We start from the raw sequence: 21,022 nt of genomic DNA, 5'->3' as shown, positions 1-21,022 counted from the left end.
TAAATATGTGTGAAAACAAAGTGATTATTCCGTTTAACAAGCCATTTATGGCCGGTGACGAAGTTACCTATATTCTGGAAGCCCATAGCAATGGACAGCTGGCTGGAAACGGCCCGTTCACGCAGCGATGCCAAGGTTGGCTGGAACAAAAAACAGGCTGCAAAAAAGCACTGCTCACCCACTCCTGCACTGCAGCTCTTGAGATGGCTGCACTGCTCATCGACCTGAAACCCGGTGATGAAGTGATCATGCCCTCCTACACCTTCGTCTCTACCGCCAACGCATTCGTGCTTCGCGGTGCAGTTCCAGTATTTATCGATATTCGTGAGGATACGCTCAATATTGATGAAACCCTGATTGAGAATGCCATTACAGCGCACACTAAAGCCATCGCAGTGGTTCACTATGCCGGTGTAGCCTGTGAGATGGATGCCATTATGGCGCTTGCAGAAAAACACGGTCTTTTTGTCATTGAGGATGCAGCACAGGGAGTCATGTCTGAATACAAAGGAAGGCCATTGGGTGGCATTGGTCATCTGGCCGCCTACAGCTTCCATGAGACGAAAAATGTCATTTCAGGTGAAGGCGGCGCTCTGCTGGTGAATGACGATCGCTTTGCAGAACGCGCCGAGATCATCTGGGAGAAAGGAACCAACCGCAGCAGCTTTTTCAGAGGTGAGGTCGACAAGTACACATGGGTGGATGTCGGTTCTTCATTCCTACCGGGTGAACTGATCGCAGCATTCCTCTGGGCACAGCTGGAACATGCCGATGACATCACCGACCGCCGCCTGCAAATCTGGGAAACATACCACCATGCTTTTGCCGCCCTAGAGGCTGCAGGCATAGTGAGAAGACCGATCATTCCGGATGAATGCACACACAATGCGCATATGTACTATCTTCTGCTCGACTCAATTGAGGAGCGCTCTGAGCTCATCTCAAACCTGAAAAATGACGGTATCATGAGCGTGTTTCACTATGTACCCCTGCATATGGCTCCGGCTGGAGAAAAACATTGTCGTACTTCTGGTTCGATGTCAGTGACTGAGACACTGTCCGATCGCCTTCTCCGCTTGCCTCTCTGGCCCGGCATGGAAGAGCAGCAGAAGCACATCATTGACCGCGTCAGCTTCCACCTTGAGCGTTAAAACAACAACTTACGCAACTACCCAGCAGCTGCTAAAGCACCTATACTGGCGCTTACGTATTGAGTAAATAGGGTTAGGAGTAGCATTTTGATTCTGGTTATCGGCGATATCATTGTTGATGAATTTATCTGGGGTGATGTATCACGCATCTCACCAGAAGCACCTGTTCCGGTAGTAAATGTAGATCGCATCGATCGACGCCTTGGCGGATCAGCAAACGTTGTACGCAACCTGCATTCTTTGAACACGCCATCTGCCATGCTTGGCCTGGTCGGCGATGATGAGGCTGGCTACTGGGTAAAGCTCCGGTTGGCAGAGCTGCATTCGGATAACAGCGGTGTCATCACAAAGAAACTTAATGATCGACCTACCGCCATCAAAACCCGCATTATTGCCCGCCACCAGCAGGTGGTGCGTTATGACCGTGAATGGACACAAGCTGCGCGGCCGGATAGCCAGCAGCGACTGCTGGATTCCCTGCAGAAGCTGCAGTCACAATCAACAGCAGCCATTCTCTCCGACTACGGTAAAGGCGTGCTCACCCCAGACTTTATCCGACAGCTGATTCAGCAGCTTCAAGGTAGCATTATCGGTGTCGATCCAAAGCCTGAGCATACCGACGCCTATCGCGGTGCAACCTTCATCACCCCGAACCTCTCCGAAGCCGCCGCCATGGCAGGCATGAAAGCAATCAACGAGGATGCCAACGCCGAGGCGATTGCAGAAAAGCTACATGCTGATCTTGACCTCGAATATGTACTGCTCACCCGTTCCGAGCGCGGCATGACCCTTTTTGATGGAAAACAGAATCACCATATCCCAACTGCAGCACGTGATGTGTTTGATGTAACCGGTGCAGGCGACACGGTCATTGCTGTGTTCACTGCATGCCTGGCCCGCGGCGATGATGCCCTGACAGCTGCGAAAATCGCCAACCGTGCCGCTGGAGTTGTGGTCGGCAAGGTCGGCACGGCAACGGCAGACTGGGCCGAAATCGAGACGCATTAATATGAAAATCGCCATTGGTATTCCCGCCCGCATGGGCTCCACCCGTTTCCCCGGAAAACCGCTGGCACAGCTTGCTGGAAAACCGATGATTCAGCATGTAATCGAAAAGGCTCTGGCTGCCGATCTTGGCCCTGTCTTTGTAGCCACTGATGATGATGCTATTGCAGAGGTTGCTCGAAACGCTGGTGTTATCGCCTGCATTACCAGTCCTGACCACCCTAACGGCAGCAACCGCCTTGCCGAAGCAGTTCGTGATATAGACTGTGATGTAGTCGTTAATGTTCAGGGAGATGAGCCGCTGATCGACCCGCTTGCCATTCGCGCTGTGATAGAACCATTTCATGATGATGCATATCTGCCCATGGCAACACTGGCTCACCCGGTCAGGGAAGAGACCGATCTGCATGATGCCAATGTGGTTAAAGTGGTATGTAATGCCAAAGGACGCGCCCTCTACTTCAGCCGCGCTCCGATCCCCTTCCCGCGTTCAGGAGCATCAAATGCATTGCAGCACGTTGGCCTCTATGCCTATCGCAAGGAGTTCCTGCTGATCTATCCATCGCTTGAAGCATGCGCGGCCGAAGAGAGTGAGCAGCTTGAGCAGCTACGTGTGCTTCACCACGGTTACGATATTGCCGTTACTGTTGGTGACTTTCACTGTATCGGTGTGGATACGCCCATGGATCTCATCAAGGCTGAAAAATTACTGCTAAAAGGCTGATATTCCTGAGAAGATTCCGAGATCTGGTGTGATTAATATCCGCATCTAATGTGAAAATTTCAACGATAAACATTGGTGAATATCTCTATAACCTATATCAAAAACAGCTACTGCTCAATTTCAGCGGTGCTTCACAATCATTCATCCGCTTTTTTTCAAGACGTAGATAATCACATCGCCATAAAACGGTATTTTATCCTGCATTTTACCTGGCAATGACTTCGTTACCCATGGGCGTACAAGCTCTTGAAACCAGAGCATCAATCCCTTGTCCCGGTTATTCGGAACAGTTTGAATATCAACGATTTCAAGCCCGGCACGTTTTGCTGCACCATGCATAAAAACCATGTCAACAGGCTGTAAATGCCCCGACGTTTTATTTTCCATATCAACCGGATTGAAGTATTTCGGGTATCCTTTCCAAATGGTGACGATGCGCGAACGAAAACTATCGACATTGGGGGTGCTTATAACGATGGTGCTGTTATTATCACGCAGGCAACGGGACATCTCCCGTAATAGATGGGAGCCATTTTCCACATGTTCTATACCCTCAATACTAACAATCAGGTCAAAAGTATTAGAGGCAACAGGTAAGGAGTCATTGGCGTCAGCAAGTACCCTCTTTTCCTTCGGGCCGCAATAGGGCTGAACATTCTCTATGTCGAACGCATAGACTTCAGCACCTCTATCTTGAAGTTGTTTGGAAAACAAGCCAGCTCCACAAGGCAGGTCGCAAACACGCTTACCTTTCAAGGAGGCAGTGTGCAGGTCAATGACCTTCATAACAGCATCATGTGTTCCTACTGCTGCAGCATGGGCAGGCCAAGATGTTGTTGATTGATCTTCCACTATATTATCACCATTTCCAAACCAATTTCAGAGTTCAATACATTGGTTACATGAGCAAAGTAGAAAATATTACTGTATAAAAAAGACTGCTCATTTTCACCACCCTGACTCAAACTCAATGAAAACATCGCAACTATAAATACATCCCCTACCGAAGCAATCCGACAAAGAAAAGTTTCTCGGATGATACTTCACACAGTTACAATACGCCTGTTCACTGGCTCCTGACATTACGCCATAAGATGTAATTTATAACACACCTTTTTCTCGCCTTGCCACTATACTCAGCTTTGTCTCATCCTGAGGAGGGCTTGAAATGAACCCACATCGTCGACTTTCATTGATTATAGCTATGGCTGCTGCACTGTTCCTGGGAGCCTGCGCAACATTGCAACAGGTCTCGGAGTTATCAAAGGTGAAGTTTACGCTTGATCGCGTATCCGCAGTCCGGGTTGCTGGTATCGACCTGATGAACATCGAAGCACTGGATCAACTCAACATGTTCCAGGTTGGTCGCGTAACGCTGGCCATGTCTCGAGAAAACCTTCCTCTCGACATCACCCTGCACATGAAAACCGAAAATCCGCTGGTCAACCAGGTTGCTGCAACGCTTATTCGCATGGAGTGGACGCTGATGCTAGATGGGCGCGAAACGGTAAGTGGTACGCTGGAAGAGGATGTCACCCTGCCTGCAGGCGAGGCGCGCGATATTCCACTCAAACTCAGCCTTAACATGTTCGAATTCTTCAATGAAAAAAATGCCATGGACATGCTCGATCTGGCGCTCGCCTTTGCAGGTGAAAATGGTGCTGTTCCAAAAGGCGTGGCGCTGAAGATCCGCCCTACTATCGATACGATTTTCGGGCCTATCACCTACGGCACACCGATCCTGATTGAACCCCGTCGGGAAGAGGAGAACCAGAGGCAGGCATTTTAATCTCATTTGAATAAAGCCAACTCCAGCCAATGCGTGCTGCTGCCCCCTCATCGGCCATATTAAGCATGGTGCCTGTAACAGTGCTAAACTTACCATATGAAGGTTCGAAGAATGGGATATATCAAGGCGGTGCTGTTCGATCTGGATGGCGTACTCTATGTAGGTGACCGAAAGATTGACGGAGCTGAGGAGTGCATACGTTCCATTCGCGCAACAGGCCTCGCTATTGCTGGAGTCACCAACACCACGACCCAGCCAAAACGTATCATCGCCGAAAAACTGGCCACCTTCGGCATCCCGATTTATGAATCCGAGATCTATACACCGACTGCGTTAGCCGTACAGGCCGTAGCCACAGGCAGTGCCAAACTTTATGTGCGGGAATCACTGCTTGAGGAGTTTCAGGGTATTCGAGTCTGTAATGCCAACCCTGACTATATTGTCATGGGCGATGTTGGCGGTGAAGGCTACTCCCCTGACTCACTGCTTGAGATATTTACCCACGTGATGAACGGTACAAAGGTTCTGGCACTGCACAAAAACCGATTCTGGCAGAAGCCGGACGGCCTGCACCTTGATATCGGACCATTTGTGGCTGCCATTGAATATGCGACCGGCAAGAATGCAGTGATTCTGGGTAAACCATCAAAGGACTTTTTTAACGGTGTCTGCCGATCACTGAGCATTGAACCTGAAAACGCCTTAATGATTGGTGATGATATCGAATCGGATATCGGCGGTGCACAGCAGGCCGGACTGAAAACCGCACTGGTACAGACAGGAAAATATCGGGCCGAATTCGTAAAAACCACTGGCATCAAGGCCGATCTTCTTCTTCCCTCAATTGCCGACCTGTATGATGGCCTGAAGCTTCTTTAGCTGCGTCTATTTTCCAACGCTACAAGTAACAGGCTCAGCGCAGCATTGACTGTACGCCACTGTATTTCGTGACGACTTCCGGAAAGGTTCAAAAGACGCGCCTCTGCGTTTTCTCCGGGTATGGCTACGGCAATCCACACCGTTCCGACCGGCTTATCATAAGAACCGCCACCAGGGCCTGCAATACCACTGACAGCGATGCAGGCGGAGTGTCCATCACACCCACCCTCGGCCATCGCCGAAACCACCTCTCTGCTCACAGCACCGAATGATTCGATGGTCTTGAACGCCACTCCAACCTCTTCCGATTTTGCCGCATTACTGTAAGTCACCCAAGACCTATCCAACACATCTGATGCTCCCGGCACCCGCCCTATTCGCCCGGCAATCGCACCTGCCGTACAGGACTCTACGGTCCGCAAGGTCAATCCACGATCGCGCAGCACTTCAACCACCTGCTCTTCGATCAGCATGCCGTTACCGTTTAATGCATGTCCGGGAAGCGACTCTCCTCTGGAAAGCAGCGATCCGCTTAAACCCGACTCCAACTCAAACGCTCCACTGTTATCGGGATAGATCGCGAGAGGAATCAGCGACTTTCCTCCATTAATTACATTAAGGTATAACCATCGTTGATAGGCTATATCACCTTGAGATATAAAGATTATTAATGAACCATCTTTCTGGAAACTCCAGCAGGTGCGCTGCGGATTATCGAGCATAAATCTGGAGGCGTCTGGAATCTCAAAGTGACCGGATTGATCGGATTCGGCCTTTAGCCCAAGCGCGACGGCAGCCTTTAACAGTTCGGATTCATCGGCAAAAAAGATGCGCCACTCGGCATCTTCATGTTGCCAGCCATGTGACTCCAGCAGATGAATCGAAACACTATCCGCCCCTGCCGAACGAACCCACGCCTTCAACCAGCCGGTCGATACACCTGCACCATTCAGGCTCTGCAGCCCCGCCTCACTGATGATCCACTGCGCCCGGATCACGACAGCCCCAGCAGCAGGCTGCCGCCGATTACTACGGCTGCTCCCATCAAGCCAGCAGCGATATCATCGGCCATGATTGACCACCAGGGAGGCCCCATCGTTTCAATTCGGGAGATCGGCCACGGCTTAAGGATGTCAAAGCCCCTGAAGCCAATAAATGAGAGAGCAATCGCAACCATTACTGAATCATCGAGAACAAGGAGGATCAGCCCCAGACAGAGCCACTGGCCTGCCCACTCATCGATCACGATCCATCCCGGGTCCTTATCTTTAAGCGTAGGAAGGACGACATAACAGTTCCAGCAGCCGATCAGCAGTAGCAGCAGCGATCCCAGCAGCAGGGCCAAAACACCGGCCTGTTCGATAATGAGCCACGCCGGCAGCAGTGAAGCGAGGCTTCCCCATGTGCCTGGGGCTTTAGGCAGCCAGCCACTTCCCAAACCGGCTGCCAGCCAGTGGTGGATGGTTCGTGTCTCAGCCAAAATGAAGAAACCCTTTACTCTCAACCTCGCAGAGCTTGCCGTTGCGATAGAGGTTCACCCCTTCACCCACGCGGCAACAGCCAATTTGCACTGCAAGGGCATTGGGAATCTTAATTTCAGCAGGTGCGGTAAAAAGTAGCGCGTAATCCTCTCCACCATGCAGGACTGCATCGAAAAAGTTCTCCGCTCCCACCGAACGACACATATGCAGCCAATTCGGCACATGTGTCACCTCGATATCGATTCCGATCCGCGACGCAACAGCCAGATGTCCGGCATCCTGTAGCAGGCCGTCACTGACATCGATGCAGCATTTAACGCCCATTTCTCGCAGGTGCATCCCTGCTGAAAGCAGAGGCGTAATTTCCTCCATGCAGTGGATATACTCTCCATCCCGCTGGTAACGCATCCACTGCTGCAACCCTAATGCATGGAACCCCAATCTTCCGGCAAGCCAGACATTGTCTGTTGATTTGGCCAGATCCCGGCGCATGGCGCTACCTTCCGGCAATTCACCTGCAACGGTGACAGCAAGTGCATTCACTGCAGATCGACAGGTATCACCGCCCACCAACTCCACATTATATCGCCTTAAGGCATTGCTCACCCCTTTGGCCATCTTCTTGACTGACTTCTCATCCCGGGCCATTACATTGGCCCAGACTGCAACAGGATTCGCCCCCATGGCTGCAAGATCGGAGAGTGCCGAACATATCGCCCGGTCCGCCGCCTTAACGCGTGAAAAATCATCAGGCCAGTGGACATTCTCCACTGATGTATCACTGCTGACGACCAGATCCATGCCGGTACGGGGGCAATGAATTGAAGCATCATCGCCGATGGCGAAACGGGTAAAGGTGCTTGAATGGCCACCTTTTCCCTTGAAGTAGTTATTGATTATCGAGAACTCATTCTCGCTCATGATCGTTTACACTCCGACTCTTGTTGGTCTTCTCTCACTTACCTATGCGGGCAAAGAAAAAGCCGTCATGATCCTCTGAGGGCAAAAGGCGCTGCCTGGACTTCAAACCGGGAGCTGAATCAACCACGCACTCATTCTCCTGCGCATGAATTGAACAGACGGCATAGACCATCTCACCATCTACCTTGAGCACCCTGAGTGCTTCGCCCAACAGTGCCTGCTGTAGTTCTGCCAGCTTTTCAACTTCCTGACTATCGTGCAGGAATTTGGCATCGGGATGGCGCCGCAATATGCCGGAGGCCGAACAGGGGGCATCAAGCATAATCGCATCAGCACTGCTCTTTTCCAGTGGCAGGTCAAGACCGTCAGCCTGAAGAATTGTGACATTCCCGCACCTCAAACGGCTCAGGTTTTCAGACAGGCGCGGAATACGCCGTGCATTGAACTCTACTGCAAGAATCCTCGCTTTAGGAAAACGGTGGGACAGCAGCGCCGTCTTGCCACCGGGGGCGGCGCAGAGATCAAGAATCAGACCATCGCTCTTTGTGGGCTCAAGTGCCCATACAGCTGCCTGTGCTGCCTGATCCATAACAGTGAACTGCCCTGCTTCAAAACCGGGCAGAGCCGTCACATCAGTTCCAGAATCCAGCAGCACGGCACAGGGCGAAAGCGCTCCGGGGATCGCTTCAACACCCATGGCGTGCGCTTCTTCAATCCAGCTATTGCGATCGACAAACAGAGCCAGCGCCAGTTTCGGTGGGCTTTTCAGCGTTTGGCAGAACTGGTGCACGACATCAGCACCAAAGGCATCGCGCCATGAGGCATAGATCCATTTCGGAAGCTCGGCGCGCTGATGCGGCTTTAATTTTTTAGGTGGCGCTCTCTCAGCCACCCTGCGCAGTACCGCATTGACAAAACCCACGGCTTTCGGGCTCAACTTATAAACTGCCGTAACCGTTTCTGAAACGGCGGCATGGGCTGGAACACGCATATGGCGTATCTGATAGGTCGCAATCAACAACGCTATATGTGCAACCGGATCAGGTTTGATCTTGCAGAAGCGGGAGAAATCGGCCTCCAGCGAATAGAAACGGCGCAACACACCATAAACTAATTCATGCAGCAATCTGCGATCACGATCGTCAAAGGAAGCGCTGGCAATTTCAAGTGCCTCACCTGCCTTGGCCTGTGTGGCAAAAACCTTGTTGAGAATTTCGATGGCAGCTTGGCGTACGGACATGATCGACAAGCTACATCCGGCAGCTGGATTTGCTACCTGAGAAGTCAAAGCATGCAATCAACCAGAGCAGCAACCACCCGGCTTTACCGCTTCAATATAAGCAGAGACCACGTACGCCTCCACTCCACGACCCGGTGCCCAGTCACGAATAAATTCCCGCGACTCATCCTTGGGTACAATGCGAATCATCTCAAAGCCAGCATCCACCATCATACCTTCGAGTTCATCAATCATAGATGCTCCGGCCATGCAGCCGGCATGCAGCATCGGATCATTTTTCATCTCCTCCGGCATCTCAGCTGTTGCCACCACATCAGAGATCGCCAGGCGGCCGCCCGGTTTAAGCACCCGGAAGGCATCGGCAAACACCAGCTCCTTATGCGGAGAGAGGTTGATCACGCAGTTGGAGATAATGATGTCGGCAGTGTTATCGGCAATGGGCAGAAACTCAATCTCACCAAGCCTGAACTCTACATTCGTGAATTCACCTTTCTCGGCATTTTGACGCGCTTTGGAGAGCATCGTGGGGGTCATATCTATCCCGATCACATGACCGCCCTCACCGACCTCGTGGGCGGCCAGAAAGGCATCAAATCCACCACCGCTCCCCAGGTCAACCACCACTTCACCCGCTTTAAGGCTGGCAATCGCTCGCGGGTTACCGCAACCTAATCCCATGTCAGCACCATCAGGAACCTTAGCCAGATCATCCTCGGAGTAACCAAGACGTGTTGAGATCAGCGTATTGATCGCTGCATCATCGGATACGCCGCAGCAGCTTGATGCTTCACCACAGCAACCGCCATCATTACTGGCTTCCGCCACCTCCGCATAGGATTTTCGAACATGCTGACGCACGCTATCGGCCTTTACACTCATTGAACTGTCTCCATTAATTTATTCATCCAACGCCCCGCCGCAGCTGGATCCCTGCCCAGCAGTACAGCCGTAGCAGTGGTCCATCACAACGATGGGAAGGCCGCTAATATCCTTCTGCATCAACTCGGAAAGGTGAGTTCGCTCTCCATCATTATCACGCATTGGCAGATCCAGCATCTGATTAAAATCGCAATCGTAAACATAACCCTGCCAGTCGATACTGACCAGACTTCTGCACATCACACCGGCAAGGTTATTTTCACTATAAGCCTCTTTAAGAATCTGCATGTAACTAGCGAATTTACCTTGAGAAATAAGTGTGCTTCCAAATCTATGAATCGGCATATTGGTGATCGTGAACAACTGGTTAAACAGTATGCCATAACGGATATGCAACTCGCGTTTGTAGGCTGCTTCAAGCTCAACTTGTGATGGCGGTAGGTTTGCCCCCTGCGGATTATAAACCAACGTTAAAGTCAGCCCCGAACCCTCGAAACCGTAACCCAGTTCATTGAGCCGTTTCAGCGCCCGGATACTTTTTTCAAATACACCCTTACCGCGCTGGGCATCGACATTGTCACTCAGGTAGCAGGGAAGAGATGCCACCACCTCAACCCCGTTATCAGCCAGGAACTCTCCCAGCCATGTGTACCCTTCCTCTTCGAGGATGGTCAGGTTGCAGCGATTGATAATCCGGACACTCAGCGCCCTCGCCTCATTAACAAGATGACGAAAGTGCTGATTCATCTCCGGTGCACCACCGGTAAGGTCGAGTGTTTTTATTTTATGTACTTTAAGGTAATCGAGCACGGTCTGCACCGTTGCCTCGTCCATCAGCTCCGTACGCTTTGGCCCAGCATTCACATGGCAGTGCAGGCAGGTCTGATTACAGAGATAGCCAAGGTTCACCTGCAGGGTTTCCACCCTGCCCCGGCTGAGCGCCGGAAAGTCGCTCTCTTTCAACAATGGCAGCGTTGCATGCATTCATTTCTTCCTTCGGCTTAATATCACGAACGGATCATAGGTCGAACTGAAATCGATTTCATTACAAACAAATGGTATTTATGTGGAATCACGCATACTCCCACTAAGAGCATCTTGAGAGATGCATGACTATTGAATTAAGGAATTGCTGCTCTCTCAGGCTTTAGCAATGGATGCGAGGAACTCCTCCGGTTGGATATAGTATGGGTTGCGCACTACTCGTCCCCGCACGACCATCATCGGATGCACCCTGAGCACATCCAGAATCATTGAGCCGTCAAACTTGCGTGCGTCGTATTGGCAGATCGCAATCACAGGGTGGGTCCGAAAGGCTATGTTTACCTTAGCCTCATACTCCATCAATCGATCGGAGCCTGGCACCCCTCTCAGCGCCCAACTCATCTCACCACTTACCCTTAGACCCGGATAACCATCGTCTTGTGATGAACTGTAACTGGTTTTTAGCGTATGAATCATATCATCCGGCTCGAATTCGCCTTTCGGGCAGTAGATATCCAGTGCCTTCGTGCAGATGAACTGGCCGCGCTTCTCCTGATCCTCCAGGTCCAGATCAATGCTTGCAAGCCACTCCCGCACCTCATCAGGAGTCATTTCATCGGCAAAATATCCGACCTGTTCACCGCCGGTCAGCCCACTGTCGAGAAACTGTGAAACCACCTCACGCCGCTCCTCTTCGCTACTATAGATCAGGCACATATGCGTTCCCGCAGGAAAGCCTTCACTTGTAAAGCCGAGATTAACCTTGAGTTGTTCGCCACACATCTGAACCCTCCTTCAAGCTAAGCTACCACTTGAATTATAGACCATTTTTACAGCTGTTGTTCTACCACTACATTAAACCGCCCCTTGCTCATTGATCCGTATCCGATTGCCGCTTTAGCCCTCTTTTTGTGAACGAGACAAACCACAAAAAGTGGGTCAATTTAAATGCCCATCCAGTTCTGTTCTCAGAGCAGCACTCAACGCCTCTACCTTGAACGGTTTGGAGATAATGGTTTCTGAACCTAGTCCATCTGATTTATGTATATTCTCACGGTCATAACCAGAACTAAATACTACTTTTAGTTCAGGTTTTAGTTCGCGGAGTTTCCGCACAGCCTCGACACCACCCATGACCGGCATAACCACGTCCATGAGAACCAGATCCACACTGTTCATATTGGCATTAAACAGGTCGATGGCCTCCTGGCCGTTTGATGCAGTCAAAACTTTGTAGTTAAGGCTCTCCAGAATAGCCTTTTCAGAAGAGAGAAGAGTGATGTTGTCATCAACCAGTAAAATGCGTTCGCCTTGACCCTGAGTGACTATGCTCGACTCACTACCAGCGCCTTCTTCAGCACTCACGTCAACAAGCGGCAGATAAATCCGAACAAGGCTTCCAACATCTTTCGCAGAGTCGATCTCTATGGCTCCCCCATGCGACTGCAGTGCGCCATACACCATGGATAAGCCGAGCCCCGCCCCCTGCTCCACCGTTTTGGTTGTATAGAATGGCTCGAAAATATGTGGAAGATCATCTGCTTTGATGCCAACACCATTGTCACGTATGGAGATAGATGCGTAATTGCCAGGCTTGCATTCAGGGTGAGCCACGCGGAAATCGCCATCGGCGGCAAAAACATCCAACTTTATAGAGATTGAAGGGTCATCAACCCCGTGCAGTGCATCGCATGCATTGTTGATGATATTCATCAGTGACTGCTGGAGAAGGTTCTGATCCCCATGAACCACCACCGAGGTTGCTTCAATATCCGTATTCAGCTTGATGTGTTCCGGCAGTGAAGCCTGATAAATTTTAATGACCTCTTTTAAAAGAGTGCTGAGCACAATGTCTGTTTTCTGAATGATCCCTTTGCGAGCAAAGGAGAGTAGGTTTTTGATTAGCTCGGCACTTCTGAATGAGAGTTTTTCCACTACCTCCAGCCTTGCAACCACCTCAGGGAGTTGTGATGCACCTTGTTTGGCTAGGTAAAGATTGCCGGTCATGCCTGCCAGTGAGTTATTAAATTCATGGGCAATACCTCCGACCAGTGTGCCCAGCGCCTCCATCTTCTGTGCTTGCCGAAACTGCTCTTCAAGATTTTCGTGTTCGCTCAGATCCTGCTGAACCGCAACATAGTTGATGAGGTCGCCGGCATCGTTTCTTATGGGTGATACGGTCAGCATGGATGGATAAGTGGAGCCATCCTTCTTCTCGTTAATGATCCGCCCATGCCAGGGATTGCCAAGTATCATTGAGCCCCACAGATCTCTACCGACCGGGTCATTGCTGTTTTTAAACCAGAGGGCTAAATTTCCTATCACTTCATCAATTGAGTATCCCGAAAGACGGCTGAATGCAGGATTCACATACTCTACGACCCCCTGAAAATCCATGATGACCATGGACTCTCCGGACTGCTCAACCCCTTGCGAGAGCTTGGTGAGCTTGGCTTCAGCTTCAGCCCAGCGCGATACCATCTGATCCATGGTCGATGCAACCTCTCCCAACTCATCGTTGCCAGAAATGCCTGTTCTGACGCTCAAATCACCCTCTGAAACCAAGCGGGCTGCCGATACTATTTTCCGAATTCTTTCGGTGACCTGAAAATGTAAAAACATGCAGAGAAAGACCGTCAGTAGAGCCAATACAAGGGAAAACTGGCTGATTTGACGGACTACATTTTGCAGTGCAACTGCTTTGAGCTTTGCCAGGCTACGCTGTGCATACAACAGACCGATGAGGGTAGGCCTCAACTCACCGACCTGACGTCCGGTAACCACAGGGTAGATACCAATCACCTTTTGATTTTCTCCTTCACCCTCCAAAAAAACCCTGCTACTTAAGGACTGCTTGACCTGCTGGAACTGCTCAAGCCTTATCCCGGAGCTGTTGCTGAGGTATTTGTCGATCATACCTTCGACTGAATTGCCGACAGAGGCGAAGAAAATGGAAGCGATGACAATATCGTGATGATCACTGAGAAAGGCGATTTCAACCTCCGGATTAACACCTAGGGTGCTGATCTCCTCCTGTACCGATGCCATCATCCCTTCCCTTAGTTCAAGTTCGATGTGCCGTTGCAGCTGGTCCATCTCCAGAGACATATGTAGGAGTTGATCTTGCTCCACCTCATCTTCTGCAATCTTACCATTGGTCTGGTAGCTCCATGCAGCCACAGCCACTGTAAAAGTGATGAGAACAAGGGGCAGAAGCCAGCGTAATGAGTAGCGCATCAGAACCAGTTATTGCTTTGGATTCTCTGCGCGTTTAAGTGGATCTGGGACAATCATTGACTCCAGATCTAGCTTGTTCTTTAGTAATTTCGACTCAAGCATCACCTCAGCCATACGCTCTGCAGTGCCCAACAGTAGTGCGTCAGGTCTACCCATCATCTTCATGTTGTCACTTATATCAGGGATGTGCAGTCCGTTAAAAGAATCCAGAACCTCGTCAACTGATATTTTCTGACGTCCAGCCATAACCCTGGCGGCCTTATCCGGTCTCACTTCGAAGTACCTGACAGCGTCAAACCACCCTTGCAGCAGTGAATCAATTTGAGTTTCATGTGATATCAAGGCCTCTTTATTAACCACCAGAACATCGACGACTTCACCCGGCATATCTTTGCTGGTGAAGATTTCATGATACCCCTTGCTCAGCAACCGGCTGCGAACCGGTTCAAATGTAATCAGTGCATCGACCTTGCCTGCATCGAATGCGCTGTCATGTTCATTGACTGGAAGAGAGACGATGGTGATATCAGAAATGTTCAGGCCGTTGAGTTGAAGCGCCCGCATGAGAACAAAAGCACCCAGGGCCGTGTTTTCAACGCCAATGCGTTTACCTTTAAGCGCAGCCATACTGGTGATCTCTTTTTTGGCCATAATTACATCAGCCCCTTCTGAGATATCAAAAACAAGAATGAGCTTAGGGTCGAGTCCATAATCCTTCAGCAAAAGCACCTCATCCAGCGTCAGTGCCGCTGCTAAAATCACTCGGTTGCGAAAGGCATGTACAACCTGGGTCGCTGATGCAAATTCAACCAGATGAATGCCCTTATTATCATAATAACCAAGCTCGCGGGCCAGATAGAGGGGTTCATAACCGGGCCAGATATTGGTTCCAATCGACAGCGGTGTTCTTTCTGCAGCTTTTTCCTTTTCAAGCATGTCTCCTGATAACAGTGCATAGGCTGCTATCACAAGCGCAACAACGAACAGACCAATCTGAACTGGTTTCATATTCATGGCATACCTCTAATTGCTCCCGATCATCAGGGGGCAAGCCAGCGATTAAGGCATTCTACGTTCCTTATACATTAGTATAGCAAAGTATGGTGCTAAATGTTCACTTTTAGCTGAAGGCAGGAATTCACACCACCAACATCACTGGGCACGCACAAATGTCCGCTGCTCGAGGTGATCACCCAAATTCATAGAAAGCAAAACCGCGCTGGGAGAGCCAATACCAGGATAGTGTTGGTGATCTACTCATCGGTATGTTCGATTGCTCTCATTTATGCCCTGAAGCCGGTAAAACCAGTGAATTAACAACTTATTATCCACCGACAGGATATTCTCATCAGTATTATTAGAAGGCATTGCGCCAACAAACCTTTTTCTCTCATGATCTTCATAAGACATTGAAATAAAACGATTTAATTAAGTGCGTAAAATTCAGGCACAAGGCGCACGGAAGCCATCATCATTGAAATACAGCACCATGCACTATTTCATCCACAAAGTTATCCACAGAAATTGTGGATAGCTACTACAATCCCTTCTGTTTCAACAGATACAGCAAAACAAGGGTGTGAATAAACCCGAATTCAGGACTACAGAAAAGATCTTAATCAGTTGATTCTGCGAAGGGTCGCCAGAAGCGTTGCATGGCTTCATCCGGGGTGAAATCGGGCAGGCTCTCATGCCACTGGCGAATCAGCACTGCATCTTCGGAGATATCCAGAAGACGGAAGCCGGCTTCACCGTGTTGGCGGGTACCAACTGCATCTCCACCACCACGAATAGCCAGGTCGGCCTCTGCCAGCTCCAGACCATCGTGGGTGTTCACCATCTTCTTCAATCGCACCATCGAGGCCTCGCTAGCCTTCTCCCCTGCAACCAGCATGCAGTAACCCTGCTTCTCAGAGCGCCCTACCCGCCCCCTGAGCTGATGCAGCTGCGCCAGTCCGTAGGATTCGGACTGCTCGATCACGATCAGGCGCGCTTCAGGCACATTCACACCCACCTCCACCACGGTGGTGGAGACAAGTATTTTGCATGCTCCCGAACTAAATGCATCCAGTGCACTGTTTTTATCTTTTGATTTCATCCGGCCATGCAAGCCGATTACATTGGCTGCGGGGAAATACCCTTTTAGCAGCTCAACACGCTGATCAACCGACACACCATCTTCATCTTCATCGATACGTGGTACAATCCAGTAGATGCGCCCCTCGACATCGAGAATGCGCTGCATGCCATCAGCCAGCGGCTTCATCTTCTCTGCTGAGATCACACGCGTCTCAACAGGAAGTCTGCCCGGCGGCATACCACGCATGATGGAGAGGTCCATATCGCCGTAGAGCGCCAATGCAAGGGAGCGTGGAATCGGTGTAGCAGTCATACCAAGCAGGTGAACTGCACCATTGTTCTCATTCTTCTTTTCGGTCAGAGCCCAACGCTGACGCACACCGAAGCGGTGCTGTTCATCCACCAGCGCCAGCGCCAGATGTTCAAACTGCACATCCTCAGTCAGCAGCGCATGGGTGCCGACAATCAGCTTCAGCTCTCCACTTGCCAGCCTCTTGAGCATCTCCCGGCGTGCTTTGGCTCTGGTGCTGCCGGTAAGCAGCGCGACCTCCAGCCCAAGCGGCTCAAACAGCTCCTGCAGCGTTTCGGCATGCTGATTGGCCAACACCTCAGTTGGGGCCAGAAGTGCAGCCTGTGCCCCGTTTCCTGCGGCCCTAGCCATGGCAAGTGCCGCAACCCAGGTCTTTCCCGACCCCACATCACCCTGCAACAGGCGGTGCATGCGGTTTCCAGACTCAAGATCGATAGCGATATCGTGGCAGGCGGAGGTTTGCGCATCGGTAAGCGGAAAAGGCAAAGCGTTCAGCAGCGCCCTGCTCTTATCCTCGTTGTCCAAGGCAACAGCCGGACAGACCGCAGCCTGTTTCTTCTGCCGCATCAGATGCAGGTAAACAATAATCTCTTCGCTCTTCAGCCGCCCCACCGCCTGCTCCAGGGCGTCGCGCCCGAGTTCGTCCGGATGGTGAATCTGCTTGAATACCTGCAAAAGTGAGGGGAGATGAAACTGCTCAGATAGAAGTCCATCAAGTGGACTGCATGCCGAAGCAGGCAATATCGAGAGCAGCTGCCGGATCATGGTGCCGAGCCGTTTGCCACCAAGTCCTGCAAGGCTCGCATAAACCGGCTGAAAGCCCGGATGAAATGATTCGCTCACACACCATTCGGGATGACTCATCTGCCAATAGCCATTCCAGCGCTCAGCCACACCGCGCACGGATATCTCACGCCCTTCAGAGAGGCGAGCATCGGTCATCATATAACCGGAATGGAAATAGTTCAGGGAAATCTGGCCGGATTCATCCGCCAGCCTGATGATTACCTGCCGGTTGCGACCAAACCCACGCGCCTGTTTACTGACAACACGACCGACAATTCGCGAACTCACCCCCTCCTGCAACTGGGCAATGAGAGCGACATGGCGATCATCGACATACTCCTTGGGCAGATGCAGTAGCAGATCGCCAAGACAGGTGATGCCACGAGCCATTAGGCGCTTTTCAAGTGTGGCACCTACACCATTGATGCGCGTCAGCGGCTGGGCCAGAATTTCGTACATGCCCTTATCTTGAACGATCAAAGAGGTTAGCTCAACCGGAAGGCTTCATTGAAAACAGTCACACTGCTGAAGGTGTTGGCACTCTTACGCCGACAGTCTCGCTTACGCTGTCGGTGTGCTATAGGATTGGCGTTCTGGACGGTAAATAGCGGGATATTTCAATGCTTTGAAAAAACTTCCATTTTTTACTTGAATGCCGGGATGCATTCACCTAAAGTGCGCCCCGTTTTCGGAGGTATTAGTTATGGCAAAGCGTTGTGAAGTATGTGGAAAAGGTCCAATGGCCGGCAATAATGTCAGTCATGCGCATAATGCGACTCGTCGTCGTTTTCTGCCTAACCTGATGCAGGTACGTGCTGTTGTAGAAGGTCAGCCCCGCAGGGTTAAGGTTTGCGCAAGCTGCCTGCGCTCCGGCAAGATCGAAAAAGCCGCCTGATTTACCACTCTTTCAATTATAAAAAGGGCGCCCGAATGGGCGCCCTTTTTGTTTTGTTATTGCGCGTTAAATCGGCAGATCCGGCTTCTCAACCGATTCTAGCAATCAGATCCATCTCCACTTTCGCCCCCAGCGGCAATGCAGCAACCGCCACAGTAGCCCGGGCCGGACGATGCTCACCAAGCCAAGCTGCATAAATCTCATTTACCCTCGGGAAATCTCCCATATCGGTAAGGAAGATATTCACCTTGAGAATATCACTGAGTGATGCTCCCGCCTCACTCAACACTGCAGACAGGTTTTTAGTTACCTGTCTCGCCTGTGACTCGACATCGTCACTCACCAGTTTTCCTGCCTCAGGATCAAGCCCGATCTGGCCTGATGCATAGAGCACCCCACCGAAGAGTACAGCCTGTGAATAAGGGCCCACTGCTTTTGGAGCGCTGTCCGATTGGATAATTTCGATTGAACTCATATCTAATTTTCCTTTTTATCTGTTTGTTGTAGATGATTTTCTGCTGAAGAAGTCACGCAGCGTTTCACCAAGGGCACGTGATGAACTCTTCTTATTTTCACCCAGCCCCACCTGATTGCGACGACTTACGCTAGCGACCCCTTCTATCGATCGGAGTGAGCGCAGCACTGCTGCCAGATGCTTACGGTCCTCCACCTCAACAAGAAGCAGGAGCTCCGTCATCTCACCGCCGCGCTGTTTCAACCTCATGTCTTCAATACCCGAGGAGGCATCAGCAATACTCTTGGTCACCATTGCCAGCATGCCGCGTTCATTATGGGCACGCACCTCTATGCCAGTCTGAAACAGCTGGCCCGGTTGTGCCGCCCACTCCACTTCGAGCCAGTCCTTGTTTTCCATATCGGAAACTTCAGTGCACTTCCGATGATGCAGAATCATACCTGAACCAGAGCTGAACTGCCCGAGTACCGGATCGCCTGGAATTGGATGACAGCATTCGGCAGGCTGCATCTGTGAACGCTTGAAGCCCTTCAACTTTAATGGAAGCTTGCGTTGCTCCTGATCCACTGCATCCAGCAGTGTATGAATCGGAATATCGCCACGGCCAAGATGAACTTTCAAGACCTCCATATCAGCACATTCCAGACGTTTCAGAACATCCTTGCCTAAATCTTTTTTGCCAATCGACTCCTTAAGAATCTTTTCGCCCATGCGGATGCAGGTTCCACGCTCCTGCCTTCTGAACCACTGCCGGATCGAATGGCGCGCACGTGGCGTTTTGACATACTGTAGCCACTGTCGGCTTGGAGTCTGGTCAGGGCTGGTCATAATCTCGATCGAATCGCCATTTCTAAGGCGGGTCGAGAAATCTGCCATTTCACCGTTAATGCGTACGCCGATGCAGTGGTGACCAATATCGGTATGTACCGAATAGGCGAAGTCGAGCGGCCTTGCCCCACGCGGCAACGGGAAGATATCGCCATCGCGACTGAATACGTACACCTCCTGCACAAACAGGTCGAGGCGCACATTCTCCAGAAATTCACTCGGGTTCTCAGCATCCTGCAACAGCTCGGTCAACTGCTTGAGCCACTTGAAGCTCTCGCCCTCTCCGCTTGCCTTATTAGCCCCCTCTTTATAGGCCCAGTGAGCGGCAACGCCATCCTCGGCATAGGAGTGCATCGCCTCGGTGCGAACCTGCACCTCAATACGAAAATTCTCAGGCCCGATCACGGTCGTATGCAGTGACTGATAACCATTGGGTTTGGGCAGAGCGATGTAATCCTTGAAGCGGCCCGGAACCGGGCGATAGAGGCTGTGCACAACGCCCAGCGCCTGATAACAGGTCTGCATATCATCCACAATGACGCGGAACGCCACCAGATCGAAAATCTCATCAAAATCAACATGCTTGCGCTGCATCTTCTCATAGATGCTGTAGAGATGTTTCATACGGCCCTGAACACGGGCTTTTAACCCCTGCCGTTGCAACGCCTCCTGAATAATGCTCTCAAGCCTTTCACGGGTATGGTTGAGTCCCTCAAGTCGCCCAGCCATCTCACCTAGCAGTGACTTATAGGCATCGCTCTCAAGGTAGGAGAAACCGAGGTCTTCCATCTCCTGCTTGATCCAGTGGATACCGAGACGGTGTGCCAGCGGCGCATAAATCTCGATCGTCTCCGCAGCAATCGCCTTGCGTTTCTCATCACGCATAAAGCCAAGCGTGCGCATGTTGTGCAACCGGTCGGCAAGCTTCACGATCAGCACACGTAGATCCTTGGCCGTAGCCAGGATCATTTTACGGAAATTTTCAGCCTGCTTGTGTTCCTTTGAGTTGAAGTGGATCTGGCCGATCTTGGTGACACCATCAACCAGCCGTGCCACATCCTCACCGAAATGATGTGCCACCTCCTCCAGCGATACACTGGTATCCTCGACGGTATCATGAAGCAGTGCTGTGATTATAGTCGATTCATCCATGCCAAGGCTGGCAAGAATATCGGCTACGGCAAGTGGGTGGACAATATATGGTTCACCGGAATTGCGCACCTGCCCGGCATGGGCATGGGCAGCAAAAACATAGGCGCGATTGATTAGATCAAGATCGGCCTTCGGAGCATACGATGCAACTTGTTCTGTAATTTCAAATATGCGACTCACAACTTAATGATGAAAAGAGTTCAGGAG

19 protein-coding genes are annotated in these 21,022 nt (G+C 51.0%); 6 read left to right on the top strand and 13 right to left on the bottom strand.

Going from position 1 to position 21,022, the window contains the following annotated elements; genetic code table 11:
- Window positions 1-5: 5 nt before the first annotated feature.
- The 3 genes from rffA to kdsB all read left to right on the top strand — a co-directional run bounded on the left by rffA (window position 6) and on the right by kdsB (window position 2,880).
- The gene (gene rffA, locus Ga0123461_RS05750) at window positions 6-1,151 is read left to right on the top strand and encodes a dTDP-4-amino-4,6-dideoxygalactose transaminase (RefSeq protein ID WP_232710395.1); all 1,146 of its coding nucleotides are present in this window, start codon (window positions 6-8) and stop codon (window positions 1,149-1,151) included.
- Between the two features lie 87 nt (window positions 1,152-1,238).
- Window positions 1,239-2,159, top strand: a complete 921-nt coding sequence (gene rfaE1 / locus Ga0123461_RS05745) for a D-glycero-beta-D-manno-heptose-7-phosphate kinase (RefSeq protein WP_100277457.1) — start codon at window positions 1,239-1,241, stop codon at window positions 2,157-2,159.
- A 1-nt stretch (window position 2,160) separates the two neighbouring features.
- Window positions 2,161-2,880, top strand: a complete 720-nt coding sequence (kdsB, locus tag Ga0123461_RS05740; protein WP_100277456.1) for a 3-deoxy-manno-octulosonate cytidylyltransferase — start codon at window positions 2,161-2,163, stop codon at window positions 2,878-2,880.
- 141 nt (window positions 2,881-3,021) lie between these two features.
- Here the strand turns inward: kdsB and Ga0123461_RS05735 are convergent, their stop codons facing one another.
- Complete coding sequence (locus Ga0123461_RS05735) at window positions 3,022-3,732, bottom strand: class I SAM-dependent methyltransferase (RefSeq protein ID WP_157819250.1); 711 nt, start codon at window positions 3,730-3,732, stop codon at window positions 3,022-3,024.
- Between the two features lie 316 nt (window positions 3,733-4,048).
- Between Ga0123461_RS05735 and Ga0123461_RS05730 the strand changes: the two genes are divergently transcribed.
- Both Ga0123461_RS05730 and Ga0123461_RS05725 read left to right on the top strand, forming a co-directional pair.
- Window positions 4,049-4,669 (top strand): hypothetical protein, encoded by a 621-nt coding sequence (locus tag Ga0123461_RS05730; RefSeq protein ID WP_100277454.1) that lies wholly within the window; start codon window positions 4,049-4,051, stop codon window positions 4,667-4,669.
- A 96-nt stretch (window positions 4,670-4,765) separates the two neighbouring features.
- Window positions 4,766-5,548, top strand: a complete 783-nt coding sequence (locus Ga0123461_RS05725; RefSeq protein ID WP_100277453.1) for a TIGR01458 family HAD-type hydrolase — start codon at window positions 4,766-4,768, stop codon at window positions 5,546-5,548.
- Here the strand turns inward: Ga0123461_RS05725 and Ga0123461_RS05720 are convergent.
- The 10 genes from Ga0123461_RS05720 to Ga0123461_RS05675 all read right to left on the bottom strand — a co-directional run bounded on the left by Ga0123461_RS05720 (window position 5,545) and on the right by Ga0123461_RS05675 (window position 17,924).
- The gene (locus Ga0123461_RS05720; RefSeq protein ID WP_100277452.1) at window positions 5,545-6,546 is read right to left on the bottom strand and encodes a CinA family protein; all 1,002 of its coding nucleotides are present in this window, start codon (window positions 6,544-6,546) and stop codon (window positions 5,545-5,547) included. The two genes, Ga0123461_RS05725 and Ga0123461_RS05720, sit on opposite strands and share 4 nt — an antisense overlap.
- Window positions 6,543-7,028, bottom strand: a complete 486-nt coding sequence (locus tag Ga0123461_RS05715; protein WP_232710393.1) for a phosphatidylglycerophosphatase A family protein — start codon at window positions 7,026-7,028, stop codon at window positions 6,543-6,545. Before Ga0123461_RS05715 ends, Ga0123461_RS05720 begins: the two co-directional genes overlap by 4 nt.
- Window positions 7,021-7,950: a thiamine-phosphate kinase gene (gene thiL, locus Ga0123461_RS05710; protein ID WP_100277451.1), complete on the bottom strand. Its 930-nt coding sequence runs from the start codon at window positions 7,948-7,950 to the stop codon at window positions 7,021-7,023. The genes Ga0123461_RS05715 and thiL overlap by 8 nt, the downstream gene beginning before the upstream one ends.
- Window positions 7,951-7,984: 34 nt before the next feature.
- Complete coding sequence (locus Ga0123461_RS05705; protein WP_100277450.1) at window positions 7,985-9,190, bottom strand: transcription antitermination factor NusB; 1,206 nt, start codon at window positions 9,188-9,190, stop codon at window positions 7,985-7,987.
- A 57-nt stretch (window positions 9,191-9,247) separates the two neighbouring features.
- Window positions 9,248-10,069: an arsenite methyltransferase gene (locus tag Ga0123461_RS05700; RefSeq protein ID WP_100277449.1), complete on the bottom strand. Its 822-nt coding sequence runs from the start codon at window positions 10,067-10,069 to the stop codon at window positions 9,248-9,250.
- Window positions 10,070-10,087: 18 nt separating this feature from the next.
- The gene (gene arsS / locus Ga0123461_RS05695; protein WP_100277448.1) at window positions 10,088-11,053 is read right to left on the bottom strand and encodes an arsenosugar biosynthesis radical SAM (seleno)protein ArsS; all 966 of its coding nucleotides are present in this window, start codon (window positions 11,051-11,053) and stop codon (window positions 10,088-10,090) included.
- 156 nt (window positions 11,054-11,209) lie between these two features.
- Entirely contained in the window at window positions 11,210-11,836 is a 627-nt protein-coding gene (locus Ga0123461_RS05690) for an MEDS domain-containing protein (RefSeq protein WP_100277447.1), read from the bottom strand.
- Between the two features lie 156 nt (window positions 11,837-11,992).
- Complete coding sequence (locus Ga0123461_RS05685) at window positions 11,993-14,290, bottom strand: ATP-binding protein (RefSeq protein WP_100277446.1); 2,298 nt, start codon at window positions 14,288-14,290, stop codon at window positions 11,993-11,995.
- Window positions 14,291-14,299: 9 nt separating this feature from the next.
- Window positions 14,300-15,304 carry an ABC transporter substrate-binding protein gene (locus Ga0123461_RS05680; RefSeq protein ID WP_100277445.1) on the bottom strand — a complete coding sequence of 335 codons (1,005 nt, stop codon included), beginning with the start codon at window positions 15,302-15,304 and terminating at the stop codon, window positions 14,300-14,302.
- 601 nt (window positions 15,305-15,905) lie between these two features.
- Window positions 15,906-17,924: an ATP-dependent DNA helicase RecG gene (locus Ga0123461_RS05675; RefSeq protein ID WP_100277444.1), complete on the bottom strand. Its 2,019-nt coding sequence runs from the start codon at window positions 17,922-17,924 to the stop codon at window positions 15,906-15,908.
- Between the two features lie 244 nt (window positions 17,925-18,168).
- On the opposite strand from Ga0123461_RS05675, the gene rpmB reads away from it, so the two are divergent.
- Window positions 18,169-18,360, top strand: coding sequence for a 50S ribosomal protein L28 (gene rpmB / locus Ga0123461_RS05670; protein ID WP_100277443.1), 192 nt, complete (start codon window positions 18,169-18,171; stop codon window positions 18,358-18,360).
- 88 nt (window positions 18,361-18,448) lie between these two features.
- On the opposite strand, the gene Ga0123461_RS05665 is transcribed toward rpmB, so the two are convergent.
- Window positions 18,449-18,835, bottom strand: a complete 387-nt coding sequence (locus tag Ga0123461_RS05665; RefSeq protein ID WP_100277442.1) for a RidA family protein — start codon at window positions 18,833-18,835, stop codon at window positions 18,449-18,451.
- 15 nt (window positions 18,836-18,850) lie between these two features.
- The gene (locus Ga0123461_RS05660; protein ID WP_100277441.1) at window positions 18,851-20,995 is read right to left on the bottom strand and encodes a RelA/SpoT family protein; all 2,145 of its coding nucleotides are present in this window, start codon (window positions 20,993-20,995) and stop codon (window positions 18,851-18,853) included.
- Window positions 20,996-21,022 lie beyond the last annotated feature (27 nt).

Source organism: Mariprofundus aestuarium, assembly GCF_002795805.1.
GTDB classification, from domain to species: Bacteria; Pseudomonadota; Zetaproteobacteria; order Mariprofundales; family Mariprofundaceae; genus Mariprofundus; species Mariprofundus aestuarium.
This window is presented reverse-complemented; position numbering and strand designations above follow the sequence as displayed.